The 26,289-nt window shown below is 70.3% G+C and carries 21 protein-coding genes; 11 read left to right on the plus strand and 10 right to left on the minus strand.

What is annotated here, in order from left to right:
• Nucleotides 1-73: 73 nt before the first annotated feature.
• From ACIBVN_RS51330 to ACIBVN_RS51350, 5 genes are all read left to right on the plus strand, one after another.
• On the plus strand, nucleotides 74-1,906 hold the full coding sequence (locus ACIBVN_RS51330) for a serine hydrolase domain-containing protein (RefSeq protein WP_397148635.1): 1,833 nt from the start codon (nucleotides 74-76) through the stop codon (nucleotides 1,904-1,906).
• Nucleotides 1,907-1,989: 83 nt separating this feature from the next.
• On the plus strand, nucleotides 1,990-3,735 hold the full coding sequence (locus ACIBVN_RS51335) for a sensor histidine kinase (protein ID WP_397148637.1): 1,746 nt from the start codon (nucleotides 1,990-1,992) through the stop codon (nucleotides 3,733-3,735).
• Between the two features lie 79 nt (nucleotides 3,736-3,814).
• Nucleotides 3,815-4,471 (plus strand): YqjF family protein, encoded by a 657-nt coding sequence (locus tag ACIBVN_RS51340; RefSeq protein WP_397148639.1) that lies wholly within the window; start codon nucleotides 3,815-3,817, stop codon nucleotides 4,469-4,471.
• A 107-nt stretch (nucleotides 4,472-4,578) separates the two neighbouring features.
• Complete coding sequence (locus ACIBVN_RS51345) at nucleotides 4,579-5,781, plus strand: hypothetical protein (protein WP_397148640.1); 1,203 nt, start codon at nucleotides 4,579-4,581, stop codon at nucleotides 5,779-5,781.
• 92 nt (nucleotides 5,782-5,873) lie between these two features.
• Complete coding sequence (locus ACIBVN_RS51350) at nucleotides 5,874-6,308, plus strand: hypothetical protein (protein ID WP_397148642.1); 435 nt, start codon at nucleotides 5,874-5,876, stop codon at nucleotides 6,306-6,308.
• A gap of 15 nt (nucleotides 6,309-6,323) precedes the next feature.
• On the opposite strand, the gene ACIBVN_RS51355 is transcribed toward ACIBVN_RS51350, so the two are convergent.
• The 3 genes from ACIBVN_RS51355 to ACIBVN_RS51365 form a co-directional block, all read right to left on the minus strand.
• Nucleotides 6,324-7,214, minus strand: coding sequence for a discoidin domain-containing protein (locus ACIBVN_RS51355; RefSeq protein ID WP_397148643.1), 891 nt, complete (start codon nucleotides 7,212-7,214; stop codon nucleotides 6,324-6,326).
• A 15-nt stretch (nucleotides 7,215-7,229) separates the two neighbouring features.
• Entirely contained in the window at nucleotides 7,230-8,786 is a 1,557-nt protein-coding gene (locus ACIBVN_RS51360; RefSeq protein ID WP_397148645.1) for an alkaline phosphatase D family protein, read from the minus strand.
• Nucleotides 8,787-8,879: 93 nt separating this feature from the next.
• Entirely contained in the window at nucleotides 8,880-9,665 is a 786-nt protein-coding gene (locus ACIBVN_RS51365) for a DeoR/GlpR family DNA-binding transcription regulator (RefSeq protein WP_349456137.1), read from the minus strand.
• 170 nt (nucleotides 9,666-9,835) lie between these two features.
• Here ACIBVN_RS51365 and ACIBVN_RS51370 point away from each other — a divergent pair, with 170 nt between their 5' ends.
• The 4 genes from ACIBVN_RS51370 to ACIBVN_RS51385 are packed head-to-tail and all read left to right on the plus strand — an operon-like array spanning nucleotide 9,836 to nucleotide 16,204.
• The gene (locus ACIBVN_RS51370) at nucleotides 9,836-11,137 is read left to right on the plus strand and encodes an extracellular solute-binding protein (protein WP_397148647.1); all 1,302 of its coding nucleotides are present in this window, start codon (nucleotides 9,836-9,838) and stop codon (nucleotides 11,135-11,137) included.
• Nucleotides 11,134-12,045 (plus strand): carbohydrate ABC transporter permease, encoded by a 912-nt coding sequence (locus ACIBVN_RS51375; RefSeq protein ID WP_397148649.1) that lies wholly within the window; start codon nucleotides 11,134-11,136, stop codon nucleotides 12,043-12,045. Before ACIBVN_RS51370 ends, ACIBVN_RS51375 begins: the two co-directional genes overlap by 4 nt.
• Nucleotides 12,042-12,854: a carbohydrate ABC transporter permease gene (locus ACIBVN_RS51380; protein WP_397148650.1), complete on the plus strand. Its 813-nt coding sequence runs from the start codon at nucleotides 12,042-12,044 to the stop codon at nucleotides 12,852-12,854. Before ACIBVN_RS51375 ends, ACIBVN_RS51380 begins: the two co-directional genes overlap by 4 nt.
• On the plus strand, nucleotides 12,851-16,204 hold the full coding sequence (locus ACIBVN_RS51385; RefSeq protein WP_397148652.1) for a hypothetical protein: 3,354 nt from the start codon (nucleotides 12,851-12,853) through the stop codon (nucleotides 16,202-16,204). Before ACIBVN_RS51380 ends, ACIBVN_RS51385 begins: the two co-directional genes overlap by 4 nt.
• A 5-nt stretch (nucleotides 16,205-16,209) precedes the next feature.
• Here ACIBVN_RS51385 and ACIBVN_RS51390 read toward each other — a convergent pair whose 3' ends face one another.
• The 7 genes from ACIBVN_RS51390 to ACIBVN_RS51420 form a co-directional block, all read right to left on the minus strand.
• On the minus strand, nucleotides 16,210-17,244 hold the full coding sequence (locus ACIBVN_RS51390) for an aldo/keto reductase (protein ID WP_397148654.1): 1,035 nt from the start codon (nucleotides 17,242-17,244) through the stop codon (nucleotides 16,210-16,212).
• A gap of 54 nt (nucleotides 17,245-17,298) precedes the next feature.
• Complete coding sequence (locus tag ACIBVN_RS51395; protein ID WP_397148656.1) at nucleotides 17,299-17,766, minus strand: hypothetical protein; 468 nt, start codon at nucleotides 17,764-17,766, stop codon at nucleotides 17,299-17,301.
• Between the two features lie 160 nt (nucleotides 17,767-17,926).
• Nucleotides 17,927-18,901, minus strand: a complete 975-nt coding sequence (locus ACIBVN_RS51400) for an aldo/keto reductase (RefSeq protein WP_397148658.1) — start codon at nucleotides 18,899-18,901, stop codon at nucleotides 17,927-17,929.
• 3 nt (nucleotides 18,902-18,904) lie between these two features.
• The gene (locus tag ACIBVN_RS51405; protein WP_397148660.1) at nucleotides 18,905-19,810 is read right to left on the minus strand and encodes a carbohydrate ABC transporter permease; all 906 of its coding nucleotides are present in this window, start codon (nucleotides 19,808-19,810) and stop codon (nucleotides 18,905-18,907) included.
• A gap of 8 nt (nucleotides 19,811-19,818) precedes the next feature.
• Entirely contained in the window at nucleotides 19,819-20,718 is a 900-nt protein-coding gene (locus ACIBVN_RS51410) for a carbohydrate ABC transporter permease (RefSeq protein WP_397148662.1), read from the minus strand.
• A complete protein-coding gene (locus ACIBVN_RS51415) occupies nucleotides 20,715-22,136 on the minus strand; it encodes an ABC transporter substrate-binding protein (RefSeq protein WP_397148664.1) in 1,422 nt (473 codons plus the stop codon). The genes ACIBVN_RS51410 and ACIBVN_RS51415 overlap by 4 nt, the downstream gene beginning before the upstream one ends.
• Nucleotides 22,137-22,146: 10 nt before the next feature.
• Nucleotides 22,147-23,448 (minus strand): alpha-L-fucosidase, encoded by a 1,302-nt coding sequence (locus ACIBVN_RS51420; protein WP_397148666.1) that lies wholly within the window; start codon nucleotides 23,446-23,448, stop codon nucleotides 22,147-22,149.
• A 178-nt stretch (nucleotides 23,449-23,626) separates the two neighbouring features.
• Between ACIBVN_RS51420 and ACIBVN_RS51425 the strand changes: the two genes are divergently transcribed.
• Both ACIBVN_RS51425 and ACIBVN_RS51430 read left to right on the plus strand, forming a co-directional pair.
• Complete coding sequence (locus tag ACIBVN_RS51425; protein WP_397148668.1) at nucleotides 23,627-25,372, plus strand: glycoside hydrolase family 97 catalytic domain-containing protein; 1,746 nt, start codon at nucleotides 23,627-23,629, stop codon at nucleotides 25,370-25,372.
• The gene (locus ACIBVN_RS51430; RefSeq protein ID WP_397148670.1) at nucleotides 25,369-26,154 is read left to right on the plus strand and encodes a hypothetical protein; all 786 of its coding nucleotides are present in this window, start codon (nucleotides 25,369-25,371) and stop codon (nucleotides 26,152-26,154) included. Before ACIBVN_RS51425 ends, ACIBVN_RS51430 begins: the two co-directional genes overlap by 4 nt.
• The last annotated feature ends 135 nt before the right edge of the window (nucleotides 26,155-26,289 follow it).

Here is a 26,289-nt window from a genome sequence, read left to right on the forward strand (position 1 = left end):
CGTGCGTTTCACATGCCGGATCGAGGTGCCAGGCACTGGTCCGCGACCGCCCGAGTTCGCGATCTTGGGGGCTATGCAGAAAGCCCTGTTCCTCGGCCTGACGACCGCGCTGCTGGTGTCCGGCCTCTGCGGCACGGCCGCCGCCGCCACGGACCTGGAAAGCGTCGGAACGCTGGTCGACGAGGTGGTGCCCGCGCAGCTGGCCGAGCACGGGATCCCCGGCGCGGCGGTCTCGGTGGTGTCGGGCGGCCGGCAGGTGTTCGCCAAGGGGTACGGCTACGCCGACCTGGCCAGGCGCATCCCGGTGGACGCGGCCCGCACGGGATTCTTCACGGCCTCGACGGCCAAGACGTTCACCGCGATCGCCGCGCTCCAGCTGGTCGAGCAGGGCAAGCTCGACCTTGGCGCCGACGTCAACACGTACCTGAAGACCTTCAAGATCAAGGACACCTTCCCCGGACGGCCGGTCACCCTGGAGCACCTGCTGACCCACACGGCCGGTTTCGAGGACAGCGTGATCGGCTCGTCCTGGGACGATCCCGCCGCCGCCGAGCCGCTGGCGCAGGTCGTCGAGAACAGCCTGCCGGAGCGGGTGCGCCCGCCGGGGACCGTGCTCGCCTACGACAACTACGCCTACAACCTCGCGGGCCACCTGGTGGAGGTGGCCTCCGGCCAGCCGTTCGCCGAGTACGTGCGGCGGCACATCCTGGCCCCGCTCGGCATGACGGGCACGTCCTTCGCGGCGCCGCTGCCCGCCCCGATCACCGCCACCCTCGCCCAGGGGTACAACGGGGACGTCCCGTACAAGCGCTACTACGGGTGGCCCGCCTCCGGGACCGGTCCCGTCACCACCGCCGCCGACATGGGCCGCCTGATGACCGCGCTGCTCGGCGACGACCCCCGCCTGGGCAGGGGCATCGGCGCGACCATGATGCGGCGCCACTACACGCAGGACGAGCGGCTCACCGGCGTGGGGTACGGCCTGGAGGAGCGGCTCAGGAACGGCCGCCGGATCTTCTACAAGGGCGGCGACATCAACGGCTTCCACCACGTCCTGGCCCTGCTGCCGGACCAGAAGAGCGGCGTCTACGTCGTCTACAACGGCGAGGACTCCGCCGTGGCCGCCGGCGACCTGGTCAACCGGATCGTCGACCGCTACTTCCCGGGCCGGGCGGCCAGCCCGCGCCCGGTGCGCGGGGACACCTCGGCGTACGCGGGCACGTACACCTCGACCAGGATCCGCGGCGACCTCCTGCGGTCCGGCGCGCTGTTCAACAACGTGACCGTGGAGTCCACCGGCGACGGCACGATCACCACCACCGGCCTGTCACACGACACCGCCAAGCCGGCCCAGACATGGCAGCTCATCGGGCCCGGCCTGTTCGCCGAGCGGGGCGGCCAGGAGCGCATCGCCTTCGACGGCCACGACCTGCTCGCGGGCGGCCACCAGGAGGAGGCGGCCACCTTCCAGCGCTCCGGCGCCGCCCTGCACGTGTGGCTGGTCTACGCGGGACTGACCGCGTTCCTGCTCGCCGCGCTCGGGATGCCGGTCGCGGCGCTCGTACGGAGGATCCGCAGGCGCCCGGCCCGGCACCGGACCGCGTGGTGGCTCGCCTGGCTCACCAGCGCGCTCGTCCTGGTCTTCGCGTACGGGTTCGCCGCCACGATCGCGATCGCGCCCACCGACGCGATCTTCGTCGGGTCCCCGCTGCTCACGGTCGCCCTGGTCGCCTCCTCGACGGCGTTCGTCCTCAGCGGCGGGGTCGTGGCCTGCTCGGTGGGCGCCTGGTGCAAGGGGTGGTGGGGACTGGCGGGACGGATCTCCTACACGGCGTTCGCCCTCGTCACGGTGGCCTTCATGGTGATCGCGTACCTGTACGGCATGGTCGGGGGCGTGTTCGCCTGATCGACCCGCGCTCGCGCCCCCCGGCGTGACCTGTGGGATGCTTTGGCCGGAAACGGTGAAGGTCATGTCGCGGTGGGGATCGGGTGTCCACGCTCATCATCCTGGTGGTGCTCGTCCTCCTCGTGATCCCCCCGGCGGCCGGCCTGCCCGGCGTGCCGGCCGTGCTCTCCCTCGGCCTGCAGGTCCTGTGCTCGTCACCGCGGACCAGGTGGCTGCGGGGCTGGTGGCTGGTGGCGGGCCAGGCGGTGCTGTTCGCCTGGATGGGCCCGGTGCCGTTCGGCGGCCCGTCGGCGTTCTTCGCCGCCTCCGTGCTGCTGATCGCGCGCGGCCCGCTCCGCTGGGCGCTCTTCGCCTGCGTGGCCGCCGCCGCGGGCCTGCTGCACCTCGGCGCCGATCCTTATGTCTGGGTCAACGCCGTCGGGAACACGGTCACGCAGGGCCTGGTCGTCTTCGCCCTCACCCGGCTCAGCGATCTGCGCGACGAGCTGCACGCCACCCGGGCCGAGCTGGCCGCCCAGTCGGTGGCCGCGGAGCGCGAGCGGGCCGGCCACGACCTGGACACCGTGCTCGGCTCCGCGCTGTCCGGCGTCATCGGGCTCGCCGCCGCCGGGCGCGCCGAGGAGATCCCCCCGCTGACCCGGCGGGCCGCGCAGCAGGCCAGGCAGCGAGCGGAACCGGCGCCCATGCCGCCGGCCGGCGATCTGACCCCGCGACTCGCGGTGCCCATCCTGACGGTCGTCTACCTGTGGGTCCCGGTCGCCGCGATCATCGTCGTCGCCCGCGCACAGGCGCCGGTCGGGCTGCGGGCGGCGTACTGGGCGGTGGTCATCGCGGTCGTCGCCCTGCAGGCGTACCACGCGCTGCCCCGGCCTCCCGGCACGTGGCCGCGGCACGCCGCCTGGACGCTGCCGGCGCAGCTGGCGATCGCGTGGCTGCCGCTGCTCGAGCCGCACCGCCCGTACTACCAGCTGGTCGGGTGGGCCGCCGCCGCGCTGCTGATCGTGCTCCCCTCGTGGCGGCTCGCGTGGGCGCTCTACGCGGTCGTGGTGGGCAGCGTGCCCATCGTGCTCCTGGCCCGGTCCGGCTCGCCCGCGGGCATACCGGCCGCACTGCTGGAGGTGGTCGGCATGTCGGCGATGTTCTACGGGCTGACCGCGGTGACCCGGCTGGTCTACCAGGTGCGCGAGTCGCGGCTGGCGCTCGCCGGGCTGGCCGCGGCCCGGGAGCGGCGCAGGATCGCCCAGGACGTGCACGACCTGATCGGCTACGGATTGTCCGCGATCACCGTCAAGGCCGAGCTGGCCGCCCGCGATCCGGCGCGTGCCGAGGCCGAGCTGGCCGGCATCGTCGCCGTGGCCCGCAACGCGCTCGCCGACCTGCGTGCCATCCCCGGCGACCGCGAGCCCGAGCTCAGCCTGCGGGCCGAGCTGGCCTCGGCCCGCGAGGTCCTCGAGGCCTCCGGCGCGACGGTGCGGATCGACGCCGACCCCGCGCTCCTGCCCGAGGACGCCGCCGACGCCCTGCTCGCCGACGATGCCTTGCTCGCCGACGATGGCCTGCTCGCCGTCGTGGTCCGCGAGGCGGTCACCAACGTGCTGCGGCACAGCGAGGCACGCCACGTGACGATCGCCCTGTCCGCCGACTCCGGCGATCACGTACGCCTCCGCGTGAGCAACGACGGCGTCACCGGCCACCCATCCGAACCCGGCCAGGGAGTCGCCAACCTCACCGAACGCCTCGCCGCCCGCGGCGGGCGGCTCACCACCACCTCGCGGGAGCGCCGCCACCAGCTCGAGGCGACCCTGCCCATGCGGGACCGGCCGGAGTGACGGTGCCGCTGACGGGCAGATATGCGAGGTGCCGTCTCCTCGCGTCGCCCGGCCGGTGATGTACCACCGCTGGTCGACCATGACCTTCATCCATTGGCGCTACCCGCCGGACCTCGTGCGGCGCCTGGTGCCGGGCTGCCTCACGCTCGAGACGTACGACGGGGCGGCCTGGGTGGGGCTGACCCCGTTCCTTATGGAAGGGGTGCGTGTGCCCGGCGTGCCCGCGCTGCCGGGGCTGTCCACGTTTCCGGAGACCAACGTGCGGACCTACGTCCGCGACGGGCGCGGGCGCAGCGGGATCTGGTTCCTGTCGCTGGACGCCGGCCGCCTCGTCGCCGCGCTCGGGGGCCGCGCCGGCTACTGGCTGCCGTACTTCTGGTCCGACATGTCGGTACGTTCCGACGGCGCCCACACGCGTTACCGGTGCCGCCGGCTCTGGCCGAAGGGCGGCGAGGCGTGGTGCGACGCGGACGTGACGGCGGGACTGCCCCTGGAGCCGGGGGAGCGGGACGGGATCGCGGGCTTCCTGACCGCCCGCTTCCTGCTGTTCACCCGCGTGGCCGGCCGGCTGGCGAGTGCGCCGGTGGAGCATCCGCCGTGGCCGCTGCGCCGGGCCCAGCTGACCGACCTGGACCAGTGCCTCCTCCAGGCGGCGGGGCTGCCCGCCCCTTCCGGTCCGCCGCTCGTGCACGCCTCTCCCGGGGTCCCGGTACGCGTGGGGATGTGGCGTTGGTAACCGTGTCGGAGGCATTGCCATCTCTAGGACCTTTGACGGTGTAGTGGGGAGATTGCCCCGGGTAGGCCGCAACCCGAATGCCACGGCCTCGAAGGAGCGCTGCTCACATGACCTTCAACCCACTCCGGGAGCGGGGTATCCCGCTGGACGATCAGTTGCGTAACTGGCGCGAGCTGAACGTCGAGCCCATCGATCCCGACCACGCCGACCCGTACACGCGGTGCCGGATCATCGCGATGAACGGGATCGAGACGGAGGCGATCTTCTTCAGCCACCACCTGGCCCGCCACTGCCCCGACATCGAGCTCAAGCAGCAGCTGGCACGGGTGCGCTACATCGAGGCGCAGCAGCAGAAGGCGGTCAACTGGCTGCTGCCGGGGGTCTCGTCGGTCCTGGAGACCACCCTCGCCTACGAACAGGTCGCCGTGGACCTGACCGCCTGGGTGGCGCGGATGGAGCCGGACGGGTATCTGAAGCAGGCCTACCAGTTCGGCGTGCTGGAGGACTTCGACCACCTCTACCGGTACGCGAACCTGTACGAGATGATCGAGCACCGCAAGGCCGAGAAGATCGTCGACGGGCTGACCGAGGTGATGCCGGGGCGGCCCACGTACCTGCACCACCGGGACCCGATCGACAACGTGCGCGAGCCGTACGACAGGAACAACACCGCGCCCATCTCCAAGCTGCACGCGCTCACGATCATGGCGGCCGAGCAGCAGACCATGAACTTCTACATGAACGTCGGCCCCATGTACATGGAGCCGATCGCGCGCCAGCTCTACCAGGAGATCGGCCTGATCGAGGAGGAGCACGTCACCCACTACGAGTCGCTCGTGGACCCGGGCGAGAGCTGGTGGGAGATGCTGCTCAACCACGAGTACAACGAGTGTTACCTGTACCACTCGTTCATGGAGACCGAGTCCGACCCCAGGGTGAAGAACATCTGGGAGCTGCACCTCAACATGGAGCTGGAGCACCTGCGGCTGGCCGCCGAGCTGTTCAAGCGGCACGACGGGCGCGACCCGGAGCAGGTGTGCGCCCCCGAGCTGCCCGCCCCGGTGACGTTCGAGCCGAACAAGGCGTACCTGCGCGAGCTGATCGCCACCCAGATCGACTACACTACCCTGGGCACCGGGTACGTGCAGGAGGCCCATGAGCGCTTCCAGCGGATGCAGGACGCGGTCATGGGTGGCGACAAGGCGCCGTCCGAGCGGGTCATCGAGGAGAACCGGATGAAATCCGGCGAGGAATACCGCCTGCAGACGGAGGGCGAGCACCCCGTCCACAGCCTGGCGTTCAGGCGCTGAGCCCGGCGGGGTTCTCGAAGGGATGTCACATTCGCTGGGGTGAAGCCGTCTTGTCTGTGTAGACGTCTTCACTCCTCAGCGAGGTGAGTCCCTTGGTCTCCTATACCGATCCCGGCGCCTGGCGGATCGCCATGGACGCCAGCGAGGCGATGTTGCCGACCGGCCTCGTGACCCGTGACTTCCACGGCTCCTTCTACCTGAGCCCGGCAGGGTCGCTGGCGGGCTTCACGCTGCGGTTCGCCCTTCCCGGGGCGGCCGAGCTCTGCTGGGACTCGGTGAGCCTCGAGGGCGGACGCGTGGTCCGGGGGAGCAGCCGGTTGTGGACCGGCGGCCGGGAGACGCGCGCCGGCGTGTCCGGACTCTGCGTCCCGGTGCCCGTCGGGCATGCCGGGCGCACGTACCTGAAGATCGTCTTGTCGGCCACGTTCTCCCCGCTGCGGCTGCGCTGGCCCAAGGCGCGGCTGCGGCCGGTGACGCTCCGGCTCTTCAGCGAGATCCGCCCGCTGACCCCCGAGGCAGGCACCTGATCCGGCGGGGGCGGCCTAGCGGACCTCCACCTCCGTGATGCGGGTGTAGTCGTTGGCGCCGTTCGAGGCCAGGGCGACGATGCGGACCGCGTCCGCCGTCACCGCCGCGAAGTCGGAGCGCGCGCTGCCCGCCGTGTTGCCGCGGACCTGCGCCACCGTCTGCCACTGGCCGTTCAGCCCCGCCTGGACGTCCCAGTCGCGCAGCCCGTAGATCGAGGCCGGGTAGCGCTCGGTGTGCAGGGTGAAGAGGTCCACGCGGGAGATCTGCCTGGCGCTGCCGAGCGCGATCGCCACCGTGTCGGGCCAGGACCTGGCCGTGGCGTCGTTCCAGCCGTTGCCGCCGGCCCAGCCGTTGGAGCCCGGATCGCCGTCCGCGACGCTGCACGGCGGGTAGTTCGCGTTGGTGTGCTGGGACGAGGCGGTGACCGGGCGGCGGAGCGCGACGTTGCCGCCGTTGTCGAGCTTGTCGAGGGTCACCACCTGCACCGGCACCGACAGGGTCCGGTCCGGGGTCTTGAGGCGCAGCGCGTACGAGCCCTCGGAGGTGGTGGGCGGGACGGCGATCAGCAGTTTCGCCCCGAGCTCGTAGCCGGGCGGCAGATAGCTGGTCAGCATCGTGCGGGAGGCGGACAGCGGCTGGTCGATCTCCACGGACAGGTTCGCGTACGAAGGGGTCTTCGCGTCGCTGCGCATGCCGATCTCGATCTTGGCCGGGCACGCCGGATCCACGCCGAGCGGGGCGACCACCCGGTCGGACCCGGCGATCGGGGTCAGCCTGCCGGTGCCCTTGGAGGTTCCCGGCTTGGTCCTGACCGATGGGACCGACGGGGGTTCGGTGGGCTGCCACGCCGCGGCAGTGGCGGTCAGGACGGTGGCGGCGGCCAGCGCGGCGGTGAGGAGTCGCATGATCGGTCCTTCCTGTCAGAGCGCGTGCAGGCCGGGCACGCCGTCGAGGGTCACGAGGCTGGCCCTGGTGGAGACGGGCGCGCCGGGCCGGTCCACGTACGGGACCGCCTTGAAGTCCGCCCGCCACTGGCTCCTGGTGACCTCACAGGACACGTAGCCGCGCTGGTAGCTGGAGAAGCGGAGATGCGGGTTGACCGGGTCGCTGCCCCCCGGCGGCAGGCCGGTGTTCGCGTTGCCGTTGCCGCCGCTGCTCACCGAGGTGCCGACGAACTCCACGCCGACCGTGCGCGAGGAGGGGTCGTCGAAGTTCGCCTTGAGCTCGCCGGCCAGGTTGTAGTGGATGTCGCCGGTCAGCACGACGGGGTTGCTGACCTGCCGCTCGACCATGCCGTTCAGCACGCGGTCCTTGGCGGCCTTGTAGCCGTCCCAGAGGTCCATGCTGAGCTTCCGGGCAGGCCCGGCGTCGTAGTCGAGCTGCATCATGGCGATCTGCTGGGCCAGCACGTTCCACTTGGCGCGGGACGCGCCCAGGCCGTCGAGCAGCCACTTCTCCTGCTCGGCGCCGAGCATCTGCCGGGCCGGGTCGAGCCGCGCCGCGCAGTCGATCTGCTGCCCGTCGCCGCAGACCTGGTCGTCGCGGTACTGGCGGGTGTCCAGCACGTTGAACTCGGCCAGGTCCCCGAAGGCGAACCTGCGGTAGAGGCGCGCGTCGGGCCCCTGCACGGCGGGCACCCTGATGGGCAGGTTCTCCCAGTACGCGCGGAAGGCGTTGGCGCGGATCACCAGGTAGTCCTGCTCGCTCACCTCGCCGCCGGGGCCGTACTTGCCCGCCCAGTTGTCGAGCACCTCGTGGTCGTCCCAGGTGACGATCCACGGCGCCGCCTGGTGCGCGGCCTGCAGGTCGGGGTCGCTCTTGTAGAGGCCGTACTGGACGCGGTAGCGGTCGAGCGTGTCGCACTGCACCCGGAACTGCTCGGGCACCGGCGTGTTGCGGTTACCGCCCGAGGGCACGATGCCGTACTCGTAGATGTAGTCGCCCAGGTGGAAGACCACGTCGGGCCGCTCGTCGGCGAGGTGGCGGTAGGCGGCGTAGTAGCCGTCCTGCCACGACGCGCACGAGGCGAAGGCCAGCCGGAGCGACTCGGGGCTGCTGCGCGGCGCGGGGGCGGTCCTGGTCCTGCCCACCGGGCTGAGCTCGCCGCCGGTACGGAAACGGTAGAAGTAGTCGCGGCCCGGCCGCAGGCCCTTGGCGTCCACGTGGACCGAATGACCGTACTCGGGGGTGGCCCAGACCGAGCCGTGCCCCGCGCGCCGGGTGAACCCCTCGTCCTCCGCGAGCTCCCAGTCAACCCTGATCTTGTTGTACGGCAGCCCGCCCAGCGGCTCCAGCGGCTTGGCCGCCAGCCGGGTCCAGAGCACCACCCGGTCGGGCAGCGGATCTCCCGAGGCGACGCCGAGCTGGAAGGGATAGTCACCCTTGACCGTGGCCCGGGCCGTCCACGGGTCCGCGAGGTTGGTGCCGAACGCCAGGGTTAATGCGCTGAGGCCGAGGAAAGAACGGCGCGTGTGCATGCTGCTTCCTCACGTGGGGGGCGAAAGCCCTCACTTTGTAGCAAGCAGGCGAGGACTTAACAAGGCTCAAGTTACAAATCACAGATCAGGCTGTTACAACTCGGCGACCTCGACCCGCCGGTGCCGGTCGCGCAGCCGCTGCAGCATCTCGGCGGGCGCGTTCGAGTCGACCACGATGACGTCGAAGTCCTCGAGCGGCGCGACCCGGTGCAGGGCCACCCTGGCCAGCTTGGAGCCGTCCACGGCCAGGATCCGCCGCGTGCCCGAGCGCAGCATCGCCCGCTTGACCAGCACGATCTCCTGCTCCTGGTGGAAGGCGTACTCGTCGGAGACCGCCGAGGTGGAGACCACCACCACGTCGGTGCTGACCGCCTCGACCGCGTCCACGCAGCCGAGCCCGAGGAAGGAGTCGTGGGTGGCGTGGTACTCGCCGCCGAGCGCGATGAGCCGGATGTCGGGAGTGCCGGCGAGCAGCCTGATCGCCTCGAGGAAGTTCGTCAGCACGGTCAGCGGCGCGAGCTCGCCCAGGTGGCGGGCCACGGCCAGCGCCGTGGTGGAGTCGTCGAGCATGACGGAGCTGCCCGGCTCGATCAGCCCGGCCACGACCCTGGCGATCGCGTCCTTCTCCGCCGTGTGCGCCTGGAGCCGGTAGGCGATGTTGCTCTCCCAGACGTTGGACGCCTGGGCGGTGGCGCCGCCCCGCACCTTGCGCACCATGCCCTGGCGCTCCAGCTCGTCGAGGTCCCGGTGCACGGTCATGACGCTCACCTCGAAGCTCTCCGCGAGCTCCGTCACCGTGGCCGAGCCCTGCCGGACGATGTGCTCGGCCATGTCCCGCCATCGGGCGGACTTGCCGGAGGTGTGCTGCCGCGACTTCACCTAAGCCCTCACCCTCGCTAGGACGGTTGCGGATCCTACTCTTGACACCCTTCTCGGGCGACTCGTACCCTCCCGACATCCCTCAGTTTTAACAAAATTGGCTGTTAACTTAACAGGCCCGTCATTAAAACGTTCGTATCGGCTCCCCAGCGCCGGCGAGGAGACATGACATGACCGATCTGCGTGACGCCCGACTGAGCCGGGTCCAGTTCTTCCGCATGATGGGTGGCCTCGCGGTCGCGGCGGCGGCCACTGCCTGCTCGACCAAGCCCGAGACCACCGCCACGACCGGGGGCGGGGCGGCGAGCGTCGACCTGAAGTTCGTGGGCGTGGCCGACCAGAAGGCGCCCATGGACGAGCTGATCGCCGCGTACCAGAAGGCCAAGCCGGAGGTGCGGCTCACCGCCTCCTACGCCCCCACCGACCAGGTGCAGACCTCCGTACGGACCCAGCTCGGCGCGGGCAACGGGCCCGACCTGCACGTGGTGTATCCGGGCAACGGCAGCGCCATGTCGATGAGCCAGATCGCCAAGACCGGGCTGCTGGCCGACCTGTCCGCTCAGGCGTGGACACAGACGATCCCCACCGGCTTCAAGCCCGCCTTCCAGCTCGACGGCAAGACCTACATCTTCTCCGCCGGGTCGTCGGTCATCGGCGCCGTCTACAACAAGAAGGCGTTCCAGAAGGCGGGCGTGGACGCGCCGCCGACCACGTGGACGGAGTTCCTCGCGGTCTGCGACAAGCTGAAGAAGGCCGGCATCACCCCGATCGCGCTGGGCGCGCAGACGCCGTGGGTCACCCAGCTCATCACGTACGCGCTCGTGCCCTCCACCGTCTACGCCAAGGACCCGACGTTCGACGACAAGCAGCTCGCCGGGCAGACCACCTTCGCCCAGTCGGGCTGGCGCCAGGCCATGGAGATGTACCTGGAGCTGCAGAAGCGCGGCTTCTTCAACGACAAGCCGAACGGCACCACGTTCGAGCAGCAGATCTCGATGGTGGCCACCGGCAAGGCGGGCATGGCGATCCAGGTGTCGGCCGTGCTGCCCGACTTCCGCAAGGCGGCCTCCTCGCCCGACGACCTGTCGATGTTCCCGGTGCCGGGGGCGGACGACGCCGCCCAGGTGTGGATCCCGGCGGGCGTGGTCGTCGGGCTCGGCGCGAACGCCAAGGGCAAGAACGTCGAGCAGGCCAAGGCGTTCATCGACTTCCTCGGCAAGCAGGAGAACATCAACGCCTGGGCCAAGGCCATCGCCGCCATCCCGCTCACCCAGGACTCCTCGTCCACGATCGACCCTGCCGTGCAGTCGTTCCTGCCGTTCACCAAGGACCGCGCGGTGCCGTTCATGGACCAGCGCTGGCCCAACGCCGAGGTGCAGCCCGTGCACTTCGCGGTGATCCAGGAGCTGCTGGCCGGCAAGTCGACCATCGACGAGGCGCTGAAGAAAATGGACGAGGCATACAAGAAGTGACTTCCCTGACTGTGCAGCGGCACTCGGCTGCCTCACGGCGGAGGCGGCGCTTCGGCGCCACCTCCCCGTCCTGGTTGTTCGCCGCGCCCGCGCTCGTCGTCTACGCGCTGGTCGTGCTCTATCCGGCCGTGGCCGGCGTGGTGTACGCCTTCACCGACTGGAGCGGCATCGGCCAGGACATGGCCTTCGTCGGGCTGGCCAACTTCGGCACGCTCCTGCACGACGAGCAGGCCATGGGCTCGATCGGCAACACGCTGCTGCTCACCGTGGCCATCGTGGCCGTGCAGAACGGCGTCGGCCTGCTGCTGGCCCTCGGCGTCAACGCCAGGCTGAAGAGCCGGGCGGTGCTGCGGGTGATCTTCTTCGCGCCCGTGGTCGTCAGCCCGGTCATGGTGGCGTTCCTGTGGAAGTACGTCTACAACCCCGACCCGTCGGCAGGTCTGAACGGGCTGCTCGGCCTGCAGGTGGACTGGCTGGGCGACCCGTCGGTGGCGCTGTGGTCGATCGCCGGCATGGTGGTGTGGCAGTACGCCGGGTACTCGATGGTCATCTTCCTGGCCGGGCTGGAGGGCGTGCCCAAGGAGCTGCACGAGGCGGCGATGATCGACGGGGCGGGCACGTTCCAGCGCTTCCGCTACGTCACCTGGCCGCTGCTCGCCCCCGCGGTGACGATCAACCTCATGCTCTCCACGATCGGCGGGCTCAAGCTCTTCGACCAGGTCTTCGCCGCCACGAACGGCGGCCCGGGCTACGCCACGGAGACCCTGTCCACGGTGCTCTACAAGCAGGCGTTCGTGTTCGGCAAGTTCGGCTACAGCACCGCCATCGCGCTGGTGCTGGCGCTGTTCGTGGCGGCCGTCTCCCTGGTCCAGGTCTACTACCTGCGGGCTCGCGAGGTGACGGCGTGAGAAGGACATTCCTGCTGGAGATCGTGATGATCGCGGTGGCGGTGGCGTTCCTGTTCCCCGTCTACACGCTGGTCTCGCTGTCGCTGAAGGACCCGGCGCAGATCTCACAGTCGCCGCTGGCGCTGCCCGACCCGCCCACGCTGGCCAACTTCGGCAAGGCGTGGTCGGCCGCCGCGCTCGGCCCCTCGCTGGTCAACAGCACGGTGATCACCGTCGTCAGCCTGGTCGCGCTGATCGCGCTCGGCTCGTTCGCCGCCTACTTCCTGGCCCGCGTGCAGACCCGGCTCGGGTATGGCCTCTACATCCTCTTCCTGCTGGGCATCGTGCTGCCGTTCCAGCTCGGCATGATCCCGCTCTACGAGCTGGTGACCGATCTCGGGCTGATCGGCACGCACGCCGGGATGATCCTCTTCTACACCGGCATCCAGCTGCCCTTCACGGTCTTCCTCTACACCGGCTTCATCCGCGCGCTGCCCCGCGAGTACGCCAGCGCCGCCCAGATCGACGGCGCCTCGAACCTGGCGGCGTTCACCAAGGTGGTCTTCCCGCTGCTGCGGCCCATCACCGGCACGGTGCTCATCCTCAACGCCGTCTTCATCTGGAACGACTTCTTCACCCCGCTGCTCTACCTGGGCGGCTCCGGGTTCGAGACGGTACCGGTCAGCGTCTTCGCCTTCGTCGGCCAGTACGTCTCCGACCACGGCCTGGTCTTCGCCGGGCTCGTCCTCGGTGCGCTGCCGATCGTCCTGGTCTTCCTGGTGCTGCAGCGCTACGTCATCAAGGGCTTCGCCAGCGGGCTCAAGGGATGACCCTCTTCGACGTGCTCCGTGACCCGCCGCGGGAGTTCTCCCCGGCGGCGATCTGGTGGTGGAGCGGCGAGCCGCTGCGCCGCGACCGGCTGCGCTGGCAGATGGAGCGCCTGGTCGCCGGGGGAGTGCGCAACCTCGTCATACTCAACCTGGCGCCGTCGGGGCCGCTGTTCGGCTCCGACGCCGACGACCCGCCGTTCCTGTCCGAGGCGTGGTGGGAGCTGCTGGACGGGGTCTGCGCCGACGCCTTCGAGCTGGGCGCGTACCTGTGGTTCTACGACCAGCTCGGCTTCTCCGGCGCCGACCTGCAGGCCCGGCTCGTCCAGGAACGCCCGGAGTTCGCCGGGCAGTGGCTGGCCGCCGACGGGACGATCTCGACGCGTGGCTTCGACTACCTGTCCCGTGACGCCTGCGCGGTGCTGCTCGACCGGGTGCACGGCGAGTTCGAGCGGCGCGCCGGCCACTGGTTCGGCAGGGTGATCGCCGGGTCGTTCCAGGACGAGCTGCCCACCCTGCCCACCTGGTCGGCTGCGTTCGCCGAGGAGCACGCCGCCAGGCGCGGCAGGCCCTTCTCCCTCGACGAGCCGGACTGGCAGGCATACCAGCTCACCCGTGCCGAGCTGGCCGAGGAGGCGTTCTTCCGGCCGCTGGCCGCCTGGCACGAGCGCCACGGACTGCTCAACGGCTGCGACCAGCAGGACCCGGCCCGCGCCGGGCATCCCGTGGACGGGGTGCGGCTGTACGGCGACTACGCGCGTACCCATCGCTGGTTCGGCGCGCCCGGCTCCGACCACCACGGGGACGCGCGCCTGCACTCCTCGCTCGCCCACCTGTACGGCAGGCCGCGCACCTGGATCGAGGCGTTCCACTCCAGCGGCTGGGGCGGCACCCTCGAGGAGACCTTCGACTGGTTGCTGCCCTGGTTGCGGGCCGGTGCCAACCTCTACAACCCGCACGCCGTCTACTACACGACCAGGCGCGGCTGGTGGGAGTGGGCGCCCCCGTCGACCGACTGGCGCCAGCCGTACTGGCGGCACCACCGCGTCTTCGCCGACGCGGTCACCCGCCTGTGCGCGGCGCTCTCCCTGGGCCGCCACGCCTGCGACGTCGCGGTTGTCCTGCCCACCGCGACGTCGCAGGCTGGCACCTCGCTGGACGGGGTCTCTCCCGAGGCCGCGCGGGCGCAGGAGGTCTACCGCGAGCTCGTGGGCGACATGGCGTGGTTCGCGACCGCGCCGGGCGTGCTCGACCGGCTCTGCCTCGACGCCGACGTGATCGACGAGGACTCGGTACGGCGGGCGAGCGTCAAGGGCGGGCGGCTGGCCGTCTCCACGGAGGCGTACCGGGCGATCGTGCTGCCTGCCGTGACCGTGCTCGACGAGGACGTGGCCGCGCGGCTGACGGAGTTCGCCGCGGACGGCGGGCTGCTGGTCGCGGTCGGCGCGGCGCCGGAGGGGCTGCCGGCCGTCCGCGTGGAGTCGGGCGAACAGCTTGCCGAGGCGCTGGCCGGGCTCGAACGGCGGGTCGAGGCGCCGGTGCCGCCGCTGGTGCGCGAGATCGGCGACACCACGCTGGTGTTCCTGACCGCCGCGCACCCCATGGCCAGCAGGATCGGCGTCGGCCGGCCCGAGGAGCGCGGCGTCGAGCTGGGCTGGCTGGACGCCACCATCTCCTTCGACCCGGATCGCTACGCCAAGCAGATGCGGGTCAAGGTGCGGGGCGTGTCCGGGACGCCGCTGTTGGCCGGCCCCTTCAGCGGGGAGACCCGGGCGCTGCCGCACACCAGGGACGGCGACGCGGTGGAGGTCGTCGTGCCCTTCGACGACGGGCCCGCCGCGCTGCTGATCTTCGACGGGAGCGCCTGCGAGGTGTCCTCGCCTCCGTCGTACCCGCACGAGATCGAGCTCGGTGACGAGTGGGACGTCGAGCTGGTGCCGACGCTGGACGACACGTGGGCGGACTTCGGCACCCGGGCCACCGTCGAGCGCTGGACGCTGCGCACGCCGGACGGCCGGCAGGTGCACGCCACCTTCGCGCCCCGCGGTGAGCAGCGGGTGGGGGCCGGGCCGTGGACGCCGTCGGTGTGGTCGCCCTCGCGCGGGCTGCGCAAGGACCCGATCCACCGGGAGACCCTCGGGCCGAAGGGGCACGTGCCGGGCGAGTTCCTGGCCTTCGGACAGGTGCGGGCGGGGCAGGAGGCGCGCTTCCGCAGCGTGCTCACCGTCCCGCGCACCGGCTGGCTGGCGGTCGGAGCCGGGGCGGCGAAGACCGTGTGGCTGGACGGCGAGGAGGTGCCGCTGGACGACACCGGGTACGCCGCGGTCTCGCGCTCACCGCTCGCGCCCGGCGAATACCTGCTGGAGCTGCGGCTCGTCCCGGACGAGGAGCTCGACCTGCGCGCCTACGCCTGCCTGGTCGCCGACCCGTCCGACGCGGCGCGGCCCGAATGGATCGGCGGGCCGATGGAGACCACCGTGCGCGCCGGCGAGCCGCCGTACGAGGTGCTGCAGGTGGCCTCCACCGCGTACTGCCGGGTGCTGGTGAACGGGCAGGAGGCGGGCAGACAGGGCGGCTTCGACCCGTACGCGGAGGCGGACATCCCGCGCGTGCGCCGCTACGACGTGTCCCACCTGCTCCGGCCCGGTGACAACACGATCACGGTGGAGTCCAGCGGCTGGGTGCTGGTGGACGGCCTCGCGGTCTCCGGCCCCGGCTGGCAGTCGAGCCCGCGAGTGCGGCGGCGCCAGCACGGCGATCCGGCCGCGCTCCACCTGCGGTCCCGGCCGCATCCGCTGCCCGAGGCGGGGTGGCTCGACGGCCGCGCGACCGCGTTGCCCGCCACGTTCGCCGTGCCAGGCAGCCGTCCGCGCACCGAGCGCTTCCTGCTCGATCCGCCGCCCGGCATGACCGGGGTCGAGGTGGACGCGGCGGGTACCGTGCGGATCCACGGAAGCGAGCTGGCGGTGACGGGGGCCCTGACCGGCCCCGTCCGCTTCACCTGCGGCCCCGGGCGGATGCGGCTCGGCGACTGGGAGGAGCGCGGCCTGTCCGGCTACAGCGGCGGCGTCCGCTACCGCACCACGATCAGCGCCGCCGCCGGGCCTGGCGTGATCGATCTCGGCAGGGTCCGGGGCACGGCCGAGGTGACGGTGAACGGGCGGCCCTGCGGGATCAGGGTGTGCTCGCCCTACACCTTCGACGTGCGGCTGGACGAGGGCGAGAACACCGTCGAGGTCCTCGTCCTCGGCACCCTCGCCCCCTACCTGGACGAGGTCAGCCCCACGCACTTCGTCTTCCCCGGCCAGCGCAGCACCGGCCTGTTCGGCCCCGTCCGCCTGCGCACGGGTTAGCCCACTCACACGGCCGGCGGATTGAGCCGGGCGAAGCCCTCCTGGCGCCGGTACGGGAAGTACGGGTACGGCGCCGTCACCGCGCCGGCCGCGTCCAGCCGCGCCACCTGGTCGGGCGTCAGGTCCCAGCCGATCGCGCCCAGATTCTCCCGGAGCTGCGACTCGTCGCGGGCGCCGACGATGACCGAGGAGACGGTCGGGCGCTGGAGCAGCCAGTTGAGCGCGACCTGCGGGATGGACCTGCCGGTCTCCGCGGCGATCTCGTCGAGGGCGTCCACCACCGTGTACAGGTGCTCGTCCGCCACCGGCGGCCCGAAGGCGGCCGTCTTGTGCAGGCGGCTGCCCGCGGGGAGTGGCCGGCCGCGGCGGATCCGGCCGGTGAGGCGGCCCCAGCCGAGCGGGCTCCACACCACCGCGCCGACGCCCTGGTCGAGGCCGAGCGGCATCAGCTCCCACTCGTAGTCCCGCCCGACCAGGGAGTAGTAGACCTGGTGCGCCACGTAACGCGGGTAGCCGTACCGCTCGGCGGTGGCGAGCGACTTCATGAGCTGCCAGCCGGAGAAGTTCGAGACGCCCACGTACCGCAGCTTGCCCGCCCTGACCAGGTCGTCCAGCGTGGACAGCACCTCCTCCACCGGGGTGAACGCGTCGAAGGCGTGCAACTGGAAGAGGTCGATGTGGCCGGTGCCGAGGCGGCGCAGCGCGTCGTCGACCGCCTTGATCAGCCGGGGCCGCGAGGTGCCCGCGTCGCCGGGCCCGTCGCCTGTGGGCAGGCCCGCCTTGGTGGAGATGAGGGCCCGGTCCCGTCGCCCCTTGAGCGCCTGGCCCAGCACCTCCTCCGAGGCGCCGTCGGAGTAGACGTCGGCCGTGTCGAACATCGTGACCCCGGCGTCCAGGGAGATGTCCACCAGCCGCCGGGCCTGCGCCACGTCGGTGCTGCCCCAGGCGCCGAACAACTCACCCTTCCCGGCGAAGGTGCCGGCGCCGAAGCTCAACGCCGGCACCTTCAGCCCGGACGCCCCCAACTGCCGATATTCCATGAAAAATCACTCCTTAATGGGTCAATGGTTCCCTTAAGGAGTCAACGTAGCACACTAACGGGATATTTGTTCCATTATGGCGGTGGCGCGCGGGACGGGGCGGCGGCGGTGGAAGGAGCGGGTGGCCAGGCAGAGCAGCACGGCCCACACCGCGCAGTAGCCGCCGAAGAGTGCGCCGCCCCGGTCGGTGAGCAGGGTGCCCCCGGTCATGCCGATCCCGCCCGCGGCGGCCATCGCCGTGCACAGCCACAGCAGCGCGGCCATCGCCCGGCGGAGGAACGGCCGCCGGATCGGCGCCAGGGAGGCCAGCACGAGCGCGGCCACGAACAGGGCGGAGGCGGCGTTGGCCCATTGGGCGCGCGCGACCTCGCCGGGCCCGTACTTCAGATAGCTCTCGGGGGCCACGTGCGGGCCGCCGGTCACGCCGAGGCGGTCGGTGAGCGCGAAGTGAATCTTGGATGCGACGTACAGCAGGGTCCAGGAGGCCGCCGCCCAGGCGGTCCATCGTCCGGTCGTGGTCATGCCACGATCGTGCCGGTCGCCCGGGTGGCGGCGGTTCCCCGCCAGGAGCGAAGGTCCTAGCTCTTACGGGGGATATCCCAATGCGCTCCCGCCGGGACTATGCGCTCCCGCGGGGACTATGCGCTCCCGCGGGGACTATGCGCTCCCGCGGGGAGATGCTCTATGCCTCGATGCCCGCCTCCTTGGCGGCGCGGTCGATGGCGGCCAGCTCGTCGTCGCTGAAGTCGAGCCGGTCCACGGCGGCCACGTTCGCCTCCAGCTGCTCGGTGCTGGAGGCGCCGACCAGCACGGACGTGACGCGCGGGTCCCTGAGCGCCCAGGCCAGGGAGAGCTGGGCCACCGTCTGCCCGCGGGAGGAGGCCAGCTCGGCGAGCGTCCGCACGAACGTCAGCACCTGCGGCGTGACCCTGTCGGGGGTGAGGAAGCGCCCTTCCGCGGCGCGCGAGTCGGCGGGGATGCCGTCGAGGTAGCGGTCGGTGAGCAGGCCCTGGGCCAGCGGCGAGTAGACCACGCAGCCGACGCCCTCCTGCTCGAGCACGCCCAGCAGGTCCTGCTCGATCCACCGGTTGAGCAGCGAGTAGGACGGCTGGTGGATCAGCAGCGGGGTGCCGAGGTCGCGCAGCAGCCGGGCGGCCTGCGCGGTGCGCTCGGGCGAGAAGTTGGACACGCCCACGTACAGGGTGCGCCCGGTGCGGACCATGTGGTCGAGCGTGGCGACCTGCTCCTCGAGCGGGGTGTCCTCGTCGTCGCGGTGCAGGTAGAAGATGTCCACGTAGTCGAGGCCGAGCCGCTTCAGCGACCGGTCGAGCGTGGCGAGCAGGTGCTTGCGCGAGTTGCCCTTGCCGTACGGGCCGTCCCACATGGGGTTGCTGCCCTTGGTGGTGACGACCACCTCGTCACGCAGCGACCGCGGCAGCAGCCGGTTGAACGTCTCCTCCGCGGCGCCGAGCGGCGGGCCGTAGCGGTCGGCGATGTCGAAGTGCGTGATGCCGAGGTCGAGTGCCTTGTTGAAGATGGCGCGCTGGCTGTCGAGGGATTTGCCCCCGCCGAAGTTGTGCCACAGGCCGAGCGACACGGCGGGGAGGAGGAGACCGCTACGGCCGCACCTTCTGTACGGCTGGCGTTCGTAGTCCAACGATTACCTTCCTGCGATTCCAGTAAGCGTGACGCCCCGGATGAACGTCTTCTGTGCCAGGAAAAAGATGATAAGGATGGGCAGCATTGACACTAGCGCGACGGCCATCATCTGGTTGTACTGGGTCACGTACTGACCGTTGAACATGCCGAGCCCCTGCGCGAGCGTGATCTTCTCCATCGACCGCAGGTAGATCGAGTTCTCCAGGTACTGGTTCCAGTTCGCGACGAAGGAGAACAGGCAGATCGCCGCGATCGCGGGCTTGGCCAGCGGCAGCATGACGCTCCACAGGATGCGCAGCTCCGACGCGCCGTCGATGCGGGCGGCGTCGATGAGCTCCTGCGGGATCGTGGTGAAGAACTGGCGCAGCAGGAAGATGTAGAGCGCCACGCCGAAGAACTCCGGCACCACCAGCGGCAGATACGTGTCGACCCAGCCGAGCTTGGAGAACATCACGAACTTCGGCACCAGCGTGATCTCCCGCGGGATCATCATGGTCGCCAGCAGCGCCGTGAACATGACGCCCGCCGCCCGCGCCCGCAGCCTGGCGAACGCGTACGCGGGCAGGATGCACGAGATGAGGTTGCCCGCCATGGACAGCGCGGTGATGACGATCGTGTTCACCAGGAAGCGGTTGAACGGCAGCGACCCGGTCCAGCCCTTGACGTAGTTGTCGAAGTTGAAGGAGTCGGGCAGCCACTGCGGCGGGAAGGCCAGGTTCTCCGCGTCCGACTTGAGCGAGGTCGTCAGCATCCACAGGAACGGCAGCAGGAACACCGCCGAGCTGATGGCCAGCAGGATGTACGCGCCCGAGCGCCGGATCCGTCTGATGCGCTCGGCCTGCTCCGAGGTCAGGGACGAGCCGCCCCGCCGGGTGGGCGCGGGACGGGCCGTGGTCTCGAGGAGCATCGGCGACCTCACTTGAACTCGTAGTGCACCCAGCGCCTGGCCAGGCTGAACTGGATCGCGGTCACGGCGATGACCAGCACGAACATCGCCCACGACAGCGTGGCCGCGTACCCCATGTCGAAGTAGACGAACGCGTGCCGGTAGATGTAGAGCCCGAGCACCATCGTCGCGTTGCCTGGACCGCCCTCGGTCATGACCAGGATGAGCACGTAACTCTGCAGTGCGGCGATGAACCCGGTCACCACGTTGAAGAAGATGACCGGCGACATCATCGGCACGGTCACGCTCCAGAACCGGCGCCACCAGCCCGCCCCGTCGATCTCGGCGGCCTCGTACAGCGTCTTCGGGATGCCCTGCAGCCCCGCCAGGTAGATGACGATCGTGTTGCCCGCGCCCCACACGCTCATCAGCACGAGCCCGGGGACGGCCCACTCCTGCGAGGCCAGCCAGCCGGGGCCCTGGATGCCCACCGACGCCAGCACCTTGTTGATCAGCCCGTAGTCGGGGTGCAGGATGTTCAGCCACAGCAGCGCCGTGGCCAGGCCCGACACCACGGAGGGCAGGTACATCACGGTGCGGAACAGGCCCTGGAAGCGCAGCGGCTGGTTGAGCAGCAGCGCCAGCAGGAACGTGAACGTCACGCCGAGCGCCACCGAGCCGAGGCCGTACTGCATGGTGTTCCCGATCGACTCCCAGAACTCGGGGTCGTTGGCCATGCGCACGTAGTTGGCGAAACCCACCCACTTCGGCGGCTGCAGGATGTTCCACTCCATGAAGCTCAGCACGATGGCGGCGAGGATCGGGCCCGCGCTGAAGAGCACGAACCCGAGCAGCCACGGCGAGACGAACAGGTGGAACCGCCGCGCCTCGCGCCGCGCCAGCGGGCTGGGGGCGCTGATGACGGTCATGCGATCTTGTTCTCGGCCAGCACGGGCGTGACCTTGGCGGCGATCTCGTTCAGCGCGTCGTCAACGCTGATCTTGCCGAGCATCGCCCGCTCCCAGATGGGCTTGGCCGTGTCGACGACCTTCTTGTTGGCCGGCAGCCGCAGCACGCCGTCGTCGGAGGCATAGTCGGCCAGGACCTCCTTGACCAGTTTCGCCGTCTCCTCGGGGATGCCGATGGCCTTGGCGTTGGCGTCCCAGGCGGACTGCCGGGCGGGCGCGGTGATCTGGCGGAACTGGTATCCGGAGGACGACAGGAACTCGTACATGTAGATCCAGGCGGCGTCCTTGTTCTTCGACGCGGCCGTCATCACCAGCGCGCTGCCCACGGCCGGGGTGAAGCGCCCGGCGGGGCCCTTGGGCACGTGCGTGGCGCCCCATGTGAACGCCTTCTGCTTGGACAGCTCCAGCATCAGCCAGGCGCCGTTGATCAGCATGGCCGCGTGCCCGGTCTTGAACGGGTCCACCTTCTCCAGCAGCTGCAGCTCGGCCAGGCTCGGCACCGCCTTGTCCTTGAGCAGCAGGTCCAGCCAGCGCCCCATGGCCTCCCTGGCCTTGGGCTCGTTGATCAGCACCTTGGACTCGGCGGCGTCCAGGAACCGGCCGCCGAACGGCATCAGGAAGACGGCGCCGAGGTCCGGGCCCGGTACCGGCATGGGGGAGAAGCCGTAGATCTTCTCCGCGCCCGACCCGCTGGTCATCTTCCTGGCCGTCTCGAAGAGCTTGTCGAACGTCCAGCTCTGGTCCGGGTAGTCGATGCCGGCCTTGTCGAACAGGTCCTTGTTGTAGAAGAGCAGCTTGGGCGCCATGTCGGTGGGCAGCCCGTACAGCTTGCCGTCGCGCTTGAAGTAGCCGAGCCCGCTCTGCGGGATGTCGTCCATGTCGAAGTCGGGCGTCTTGGCGATGAACTCGTCCATCGGATGCAGCACCTGGTTGGAGATGAGGTTCTGCGTCCAGGAGTAGTGGTTGTAGAGCACGTCGGGCAGCGTGCCGCCGGCGGCCTGCGTCATGTACTTCGTCAGGAACTGGTCGAAGGGCGACGACTCGCGCTTGATCTCGATGTTCGGGTGGCGCTTCTTGAAGAAGAAGTCGAACTGGGCGTTGCGCACCTCGGTGACCGCGTCCGTGGTCATCGCCACCGTGATCGTGACCTTGGACGCCGGGTCGGGCACGTTCGTCTTCGGCCACGTCAGCGAGTTGTTGAGCTGCTCGGCCGCCTCGAACGGCCAGGCGTCGCTGCCCGGCCGGTTCGGGTCGATCAGCTGCGCGCCGGACTTGACCGGAGCCGCGGCCTGCTTCTGCTGCCTGGTGTCGGCGCAGGCGGACAGCACGGGCGCGGCCGCCACCGCCAGGGCCAGCATCTGGCGACGGTTCATCTCCATGGGGGGCCTCTCAGAGGAAGAGCTCGATCACCGGCACCGCCACGTCCGGGCGCTGCACCGGGAGCTGCAGGGTCAGGGTTCCGGGCGGCAACGCGCCCAGACGGGTGTGGCCGCTGTCCACGGCCGGGTCGGGGACCAGGGTGCGGATCTCCGAGGCGTCGTTGAGCAGCTGCGCGTAACGCACCTTCCCCGCCAGCCCCGGCAGGTGCAGGTGCTTGTACGGCCAGGCGAACAGGTGCACGTAGAGCCGGTCGCCGCGCTGGGTGTAGCGGCAGTCCGGCGGGGCCTCGTACGCGCTTGGGCCCGCGCCGTAGATGGAGCGGCCGTGCAGCCGCGTCCACTCCCCGATGCCGCGCAGCGTCTCCAGCGCCCGCGGGTCGAACGCGCCGCGCCCGTTCGGTCCGACGTTGAGCAGCAGGTTGCCGTCCTTGGACACGGTGTCGACCAGCATGCGCGCCAGCAGGTCCACCGGCTTGTAGTCGAGGTTGTCGCGGTCGTAGCCCCAGCTGCCGTTGAGCGTCTGGCAGGCCTCCCACACCTGCGCGGGCGGCGCCACCGGCTGGTACTGCTCGGGCGTGGTGAAGTCGCCGGGGATCTCCAGGCGGTCGTTGATCAGGATGTCCGGCTGCAGCCTGCGGACCATCGCGGCCAGCTCCTCCGAACGCCAGTCCGCCGCGCCCTTGCCGCCGGGGGTGAGCCGGCCGTTGCGGATCCGCTTGGAGTAGGAGAAGTCAAACCACATCGTGTCGATTCGGCCGTACCGGGTAAGGAGCTCTTCGACCTGGCTGTGCAAATAGGACTGATAAATCTTGATATTTCGGTCACCATGGACAGTGCCGTACGCCGGGTGCAGGCCGTCGATCGGGAAGTGCGGGTGGTGCCAGTCGATCAGCGAGTGGTAGAAGCCCACCCCGAGGCCGCGCCCTCGGAACGCCTCGACGATCGGGCCGACGAGGTCCTTGCCGTACGGCGTGTTCGCGACGGAGTAGTCGGTGTGGGCTGAGTCCCACAGGCAGAAGCCGTCGTGGTGCTTGGTGGTCAGCACCATGTAGCGCATCCCCGCGCCTGCCGCCGCCTCCGCCCATGCCTCCGGGTCGAACAGGTCGGGGTCGAAGTGGTCGAAGTAGGGCTGGTACTGCTCGTCCGTGAGGCGCTCGCGCTGCTTGACCCATTCGTGGCGGGCGGCGAGCGCGTAGAGCCCCCAGTGGATGAACAACCCGAGGCGTTGCTCACGGAACTCGGCCAGCCGGGCGGCAGAGGTCGGATGTATCGACGATCGGTTGGGCTGATCTTGTGACAGTCCGTGAGGCATGGCCGTACCGTAGACCCGGTAATTAACTTCGTCAAGAATTGAATTGAAAGCGCTTGCAACCTAGGCTCTAGCGCACTGTGAGGAGATCTGGACGCCTTGAGCGACCGCCGCACCACGCGTATGGGCGGATGGTGAGGCGCGATCGACTCCTCCTATCTCTTGTCTTCTGGAGGACATCGTGCCGAACTGGACGCTCAGCGACGAGGACCTGGAGGCAGCGCTCGCCCTTTCCCCCGGGGGAGAGCTGACGCTCGAGGTACGGCACGCCGGGCGCGTGGTGGTCGAGCCGTCCAGGCTCGGGATCAGGACCGCGCACGAGGACCTGAGCGTGGGGCTCGTCCTGTCCGGGATGTCCGAGCGGCGGATCGAGGAGACCTATCGGACGGTGATCGGCAAGCGGCGCGAGCACCGCTACGAGGCCGGGGAGTGGACGCTGTCGTTCGCCAAGGGCGCGCACCGGCTCGACCTGCAGATCCGCGTCGGCGGACACGGCGTGGCCTACCGGTACGTGGTGCCGTGGACGGGGCCGGTCACCGTCGTGGAGGAGGTCTCGGAGTACGTGGTGCCGGGCGCGGCGCGCGCGGTCCTGTTGCCGTACGAGAACGGCCGGTGCGACTACGAGGAGATCCACCGCCACGGCAGCGTCGCCGACGCCGAGCCCATCCTGTACGGCTACCCCTCGCTCTTCGAGGTCGGCGGCTCCTGGCTGCAGATCACCGAGTCGAACCTGGACAACGGCTACGCCGGCTCCCGCCTGCGCTTCGACGGCCACACCTTCCGCCTCGACCTGCCCGACCCGTACGTCACCGCGGCCAGCCCGCTGACCACCCCGTGGCGCACGCTGATCGTCGGCGACCTGGCCACGATCGTGGAGAGCGACCTGGTCACCAGCCTCGCGGAGCCGTCCCAGGTCGAGGACACCTCCTGGATCAAGCCGGGGGCCGCCGCCTGGTCGTGGTGGTCCGACGGCCCCTCCACCCGCGACCTGGCCGCCCAGAAGCGCTGGGTCGACTTCGCCGCGCGCAACGGCTGGCCGTACGTGCTGGCCGACGCGGGCTGGAACAAGGAGTGGATGCCCGAGCTGATCTCCTACGCCGCAGAGCAGGGCGTCGGCGTCTGGCTCTGGTCGCACTGGCAGCACGTGGACACCGAGCTGGAGCACCGCGAGAAGCTCGCGCTCTGGAAGGAGTGGGGCGCGGCCGGCGTGAAGATCGACTTCACCGAGTCCGACGGCCAGGACCGGATGCGCTGGTTCGACGCCATCCTGGCCGCCACCGCCCGGCTGAAGCTCATGGTGGTCTTCCACGGCGGCACGATCCCGCGCGGCACCGAGCGCACCTGGCCGCAGTTCATGACCGCCGAAGCCGTCAAGGGCGCTGAGTGGCTCAAGCCGAAGCCCGGCAAGCAGCCGCTCTACCAGCCTGCCCACTACCTGTCGCTGGCCTTCACCCGCAACGTGCAGGGCCCGATGGACTTCACGCCGTGCACGTTCACCGGCGTGCGCACGATCTCGGCCGGGTTCGAGCTCGCGCTGTCGGTGATCTTCGAGTCCGGCGTCCAGCACTTCGCCGACGGCATCGAGGCCTACGAGGCCCGTCCGGAGGCCCTGCGGCTGCTGTCGAAAGTCCCCACCGCATGGGACGAGACGCGGCTGCTGTCCGGCGACCCCGCCGACCACATCCTGCTGGCCAGGAGGAACGGCGGCGAGTGGTACGTCGGCGCGGGCGTGTCGGGCGAGGCCCGCACCCTCACCGTGCCGCTCGACTTCCTCGACCAGGGGGAGTGGGCGGCCGAGATCTACCGGGACGCCCCAGGCGAGCGCATCCTCGCCGAGACGGTCACCGTCTCCGCCGGGGGCAAGCTCGACCTCGCCGTCCCCCCCAACGGCGGGTTCACCCTCCACCTGAGGAGAGAGCTCTCATGAACAAGCGAACCACCGGCGTCTTAGCCGCCCTGGCGCTCACCGCCGCCGCCCTGCCCGCCGCCACTCCCGCCGCCGCGGCCGCGTGGACGCTGCGCTGGAGCCCGAACCCGGCGAGCGACACGGTCGCCGAGGCGTTCGAGGGCATCGAGGACGACCGCGCCGACTCCCATCCCGGCGTGACGCACATCTACGTCTCCGGCGACGCGTACCGCTTCGACATGCACACCCGCGACCGCGACGGCGACGACCGCCAGCGCAACGAGGTCAAGGGCATGCGGACCGGCGGCAGCTCGTACCTCAAGATCCTCGAGAACCAGACCTGGCGGATCAGCTACCAGATGTACATCCCGGCCTCGCTGGATGCCACCAGCAGCTTCTCGCACATCGCGCAGATGAAGACGCCCGGCTCCGGCGCGCCCCTCTACACGATGTCGCTGCCGGTCTCCGGCGGCACCCCCAAGATCAACGTACGGTACTGGGACGAGTCCGAGCAGACCCACGAGGTCGGCAACACGAACCTGGAGCCGATCCAGGGCAAGTGGGTGGACACCACGTTCGAGTTCAAGGCGTCCGACAGCGGCTACCTGCGCTGGACGCTCAAGGACGGCTCCACCACGCTCGTCGACAAGCGATTGGACAACACCGACCTGTGGCGCGGCGACGACGAGTACCTGCGGCCCAAGTGGGGCATCTACCGCAGCATCAACAGCTCCGGCCTGCAGAACACCTACCTGCTGGTCAGGAACCTCAAGGCCTACCAGCTCACCGGCGCGAGCGAGTGAGCGGCCAGATGAGGAGAAGGCACAACCTGCGCTGGGCGGGCGTCCTAATCAGTGTTAGCGAGTCGCCTTGCGGCAGACTCGGTGGTTGGTAGCCGTCCGGCAGGTGAGCACTTGTGCGTCCTGGACTTCGAGTCC

This window comes from Nonomuraea sp. NPDC049400 (genome assembly GCF_044466425.1).
Classification (GTDB): domain Bacteria; phylum Actinomycetota; class Actinomycetes; order Streptosporangiales; family Streptosporangiaceae; genus Nonomuraea.